The sequence below is a fragment of the Microbacterium sp. Bi128 genome (genome assembly GCF_918698205.1).
Map to the genome: position 1 here is coordinate 1 of NZ_CAKKMM010000311.1, position 4,904 is coordinate 4,904.

The window sequence follows — 4,904 nt, forward strand, 5'->3', positions numbered from 1 at the left end:
GGCCCACACCGTTTGTGAACTGCGTCACCGCGCCGGAGCCGGAAGCTGCCCGCGGCGGCCGCGAAACCCAGGAGATCCGCGTGAGCAAAACACCACCCGCAGTCTGGTCGCTGTCAGGCTTCGGCGACGAAATAGATCCGGACCCGGCAGTTCAGGCCGCCGTGCTCCTGGCGCTGGGCGCAAGCCACATCGAGGTCCGCAGCGCCTGGGGCACCAACGTCTCCGAGCTGGAGCCCGCGCAGGTTGCCCGGCTCAAGGAAATCCTGGATGAAAAGGGCCTCAAGGTCTCGGCCGTGGCCAGCCCCATCGGGAAGGTGGACGTGAGCCTGCCGGTGGAGCACGAGCTGGCACGGCTCCGGCAGATCATCTCAGTGGCCAGGGGGCTGGATACACAATACGTCCGCATTTTCTCCTTCTTCCGGGCCGAAGGGCGCAGCGCGGAAGACATCCGCGAGGACGTCCTGGCCCGTATGGGCGCGCTGGCGGCGCTCGCCGCGGAATCCGGCGTCGTGCTCCTGCACGAAAACGAAAAGGGCATCTATGGCGATACCCCGCAGCGCGTGCTGGACATCATGGAATCCGTGAACTCGCCCGCGCTCCGCATCGCGTGGGACAACGCCAACTTCGTCCAGGTGGGCGTCAAGCCCTACACCGAGGGCTACGCCATGTTGCGCCCCTACCTCGAGTACTTCCAGGTCAAGGACGCGCTCGCTACCACCGGGGAAGTGGTCCCCTCCGGTGGGGGCGACGGCGAGCTCGACGCCACCATCGCCGCCCTCAAGGCGGATGGTTACGCCGGCTTCGCCTCGCTGGAACCCCACCTGGCCAGCGCCCACGAACTCGGCGGCTTCTCGGGCCCGGCGGCCTTCGGCACCGCGGCCCGCGCCTTTGCCGCGCTGGCCGCGAAAAACCAGATCGAACTCGTGTAATCGGCCTTCTTTAGCAGGCATGCACCACCACTAGGGAAAGAGGGAACTCCGGATGCCAAAAGCGGCAATCATCGGCTGCGGCGACGTGTCGGTCGTTCACTTTGAAGCACTTGCAGGGATGGACAACGCCGAATTGATGGCCGTCTGTGACCCGGATCCGGCACGCCGGGCGGCGGCGCAGGAGGCCCACGGCGTCCCCGGCTTCGCGGACTACCGCGACATGCTCGAGGTGGCAGCTCCCGACGTCGTGCACATCACCACCCCGCATCACGAACACGCGGCGATCGCGATCGAATGCCTGCGCCGCGGTGTCCACGTGGTGCTGGAAAAGCCCCTGGCGCACACCCTGGCCGAGGGCGAAAGGCTGCTGGCCGCGGCTGCCGACAGCACGGCGAAAATTGCCCTGTGTTTCCAGAACCGCTACAACGCCCCGGTGCAGGAAATGCGCCGACTGCTGGACTCCGGCGAACTGGGCCAGGTGCGGGGGGCCTCGGCCACGGTCATGTGGCACCGGGATGCCGATTACTACCTCAGCCGGCCCTGGCGCGGAAACTGGGCCGAGGGCGGCGGGGGGCTGATGATGAACCAGGCCATCCACACCGTTGACCTGCTGCAATGGCTGGTGGGCGACGTCGTCGCGCTCGCAGGCAGCGCCTCGACCCATGCGCTGGCAGAAACCATCGAGGTGGAGGACACTGCGGAGTTCGCCGCGCTGCACAGCAGCGGGGCGCGCTCCGTCTTCTACGCCACCCTGGCCAACACCGTCAACGCACCAGTCACGCTGGACATCAGCACCGAGAGGGCAACATTGAGCCTGCGCGGGGACCTGACAGTCACTTACGACGACGGGCGCAGCGAGGTGGTGCGTGAACGCGCCAAGGGATCCGGCGGCCGGTCCTACTGGGGCGTTTCGCATGCCCTGCTGATCGCAGATTTCTATGCCGGACTGGCGCAACCGGGCCCGTTCTGGATTGACGCCGCCGAAGGGGCGAAGTCGCTGCGGATCGTGAAGGAACTCTACCGCCAGTCCTACCCCGGCTCTGAGGAAAAAGTGTCCTGACCGAAGCCGCCGCCGCGACCGTGCGCGGCCATGCGGACTTCCGTTGCGCTGCTTGTGCACTCCGCTGCGAACGTCGTGCTTGCCCAGTACGTGCGCCCCTCAGGCGCGCCGCGCTGCGTCTCCGTCCGGTGCCGTCGTAGTGCTTGGCCACGCCCGGATTCGCAATAATTCAAAAAATAATGACAACCGGTTGCCAGATGTGGCAACCCAACGTACGCTGAACCCACAAGCGGCGGTGTGGCCCAAGCCACATTGCCGCCATCAACGTCCGTGCAGCGGACCTCGAGAAGCGATCCAAAGGAGCCAACAATGAAGTTCGGTCCCAAGGCAGCAGCTGCTGCCCTCATCCTCAGCGCATCCCTCGCGCTCACCGCCTGTGGCGGCGGCGCCGCAGCAGGCGGCGCAGGCACCACAGCCACGTCCCTGACGCTCGGCACCATCCAGGACGTCCGGTCCTGGGATCCGGCCCAGGCCCATGTGGGCCATATCCTCCAGCCGTACCAGGCCGTCTACGACACCCTGATCCTGCGCGAGCCGGACGGAAAGCTCAGCCCCATGCTGGCGACGGCCTGGAAGTACAACGCAGCAAACACCAAACTGACGGTGGACCTGCGCTCGGACGTCACCTTCAGCGACGGAGCAAAGTTCGACGCCGAGGCTGCCAAGGCCAACATGGACCACTTCAAGACGGCCAATGGTCCGCAGATGGCCCAGCTCAATGCCGTCAAGGACGTGGCCGTTGTGGACGCCGATACCATCGACATCAACCTCAGCACCCCGGACCCGGCCCTCGAGTACTTCCTCAGCCAGGCGGCCGGCCTGATGGGCAGCCCCAAGGCGCTCGGCACCGAGGGCATCAAGACCGAGCCCGTGGGCTCCGGGCCCTACGTGATGGACAAGGCCGCGTCGGTCAAGGACTCCCAGACCGTGTTCACCGCCCGGAAGGACTACTGGAACAAGGATCTGCAGAAGTACTCCAAGCTGACCTTCAAGATCCTGACCGACCCCACCGCCCGCACCAACGCCCTGGTCTCCGGCCAGGTGGACGCCACACTCCTGGACCCCAAGAACGGCAAGCAGGCCGAAGGCGCCAAGATGAAGCTGGCCGCCAACGAGGTGGACTGGCAGGGGCTGCTCCTCCTGGACCGTGACGGGGCCAAGAACCCCGCACTGCAGAACGTCAAGGTCCGCCAGGCCATCAACTACGCCTTTGACCGCAAGACCATCCTCGACCAGGTCCTGTTGGGCCAGGGCACCCCGACGTCCCAGCCGTTCGGCAAGGCCAGCGGCGCCTGGACCGAAGAACTGGAGAACTACTACAGCTACGATCCGGCCAAGGCCAAGCAGCTCCTCAAGGAAGCCGGCTATGAAAACGGCGTGACCCTGGAAGTCCCCAGCATCCCCGACTTCCAGACTCAGATTTCCGTGGTCCAGCAGCAGCTGGCAGACGTCGGTATCACCCTGAAGATTGGCGCCGCGCTCACCAACACCTTCACCTCCGATGTGGCTGGACAGAAGTACACCACCATGTACTTCTCCCTCTTCCAAGGCCAGCCGACAGTTGCCATCAACCAGATCATCTCCACCAAGGCGCTCTACAACCCGTTCAAGAACGCGTCGCCGGAGCTCGACGCCAAGATTGACGCCGTGCGCAACGGCGGGGCTGACGCGGGCAAGCTGGCCCAGGAAGTGAACAAGTACGTGGTGGAGCAGGCCTGGTTCGCGCCGCTGTTCCGCGTCAACCAGATGTACTACCACAACGCCAAGGTCGACGTCACACCCCAGATCCAGCAGGCCGTTCCGTCCATTTACAACTACTCACCCGCCAAGTAGGACACCATGATCAGGTTCATTGCGAAACGACTGGGCAGCGGGCTGGTGGTGCTGCTTGTTGTCTCGGCGCTCACCTTCTTCCTGCTCTATATGTCCAGCGGGAGCATCGCCAGGAACATCCTGGGCGATCAGGCCACCGCTGAGCAGGTGGCGATGAAAGAACACGAGCTGGGGCTGGACCAGCCCCTGCTGACCCGCTACTTTGCCTGGGTGGCCGATGCCCTCAGCGGAAACCTGGGCGCCTCCTGGTTCTCCTCGGAACCGGTGGCCAACTCCCTGGCCACCCGGATTCCGGTGACCATGACCATGGTTTTCGCCGCAATGATCCTGATCGCAATTTGTGCCGCACTCATCGGTGTCTTCGCCGCGGTCAAGCGCGGCTGGGTGGACAGGTTGGTCCCGGTTGTCCCCATCATCGGCGACTCCGTTCCGGGGTTCGTGCTCGGCGTCATCCTGGTCACCATCCTGGCCATCCAGCTGGCTCTGTTCCCGGCCACCAGCACCATTTCCCCGGATGCCGGGGCCGACGCGTGGGTCTATTCCATGTCGCTTCCGGTGATAGCCCTGCTGATCAACGGCGTCACCGGGGGCGCGCAGCAGATCCGCAGCGCCGTCATCAAACAACTCGAGCGGGACTATGTCCGCACCCTGCGCAGCCGCGGGATCGGCGAGCGGGAAATCCTGTTCAAGCACGTCCTGCGCAGCGCCGCGCCGGCCGGCCTGACGGTGCTGAGCCTGCAGCTGATCGGCATGCTGGGCGGCGTGGTGATCATCGAGCAGATCTTCGCCCTTCCCGGCATGGGTCCGATGGCGGTCGCCGCCACCGGCCAGTCGGATCTTCCGGTGGTGATGGGCGTCGTGATGTACACGGTGGTCGTCGTCATTGTGGTGAACCTGCTGGTGGACATCCTCAATGGCTGGCTCAACCCGAAAGTACGTGTGTCATGAAAAATTCTTCCGAAGAAGCCGCCGCAACCGCGGCATCCGCCGCCATTCCGATTCACCCCGGCCAGAGCGGCACCGTGGTCCGGTCCACCGTCATTCGGCGCCTGTTCAGGAACCCGCTGGGCATCGTTGCCATG

The 4,904-nt window shown here is 65.1% G+C and carries 4 protein-coding genes; all 4 read left to right on the forward strand.

All coding sequences use genetic code 11. The annotated features are described in order from the left end of the window. Positions 1–80 precede the first annotated feature (80 nt). The 4 genes from LQV45_RS17805 (at position 81) to LQV45_RS17820 (ending at position 4,770) form a co-directional block, all read left to right on the forward strand. Positions 81–929 carry a sugar phosphate isomerase/epimerase gene (locus tag LQV45_RS17805; RefSeq protein WP_230008165.1) on the forward strand — a complete coding sequence of 283 codons (849 nt, stop codon included), beginning with the start codon at positions 81–83 and terminating at the stop codon, positions 927–929. Between the two features lie 52 nt (positions 930–981). Then, complete coding sequence (locus tag LQV45_RS17810) at positions 982–1,989, forward strand: Gfo/Idh/MocA family protein (RefSeq protein ID WP_230008162.1); 1,008 nt, start codon at positions 982–984, stop codon at positions 1,987–1,989. Between the two features lie 309 nt (positions 1,990–2,298). Further along, complete coding sequence (locus LQV45_RS17815) at positions 2,299–3,822, forward strand: ABC transporter substrate-binding protein (RefSeq protein ID WP_230008163.1); 1,524 nt, start codon at positions 2,299–2,301, stop codon at positions 3,820–3,822. 6 nt (positions 3,823–3,828) lie between these two features. Beyond that, positions 3,829–4,770 carry an ABC transporter permease gene (locus LQV45_RS17820; RefSeq protein WP_230008164.1) on the forward strand — a complete coding sequence of 314 codons (942 nt, stop codon included), beginning with the start codon at positions 3,829–3,831 and terminating at the stop codon, positions 4,768–4,770. The last annotated feature ends 134 nt before the right edge of the window (positions 4,771–4,904 follow it).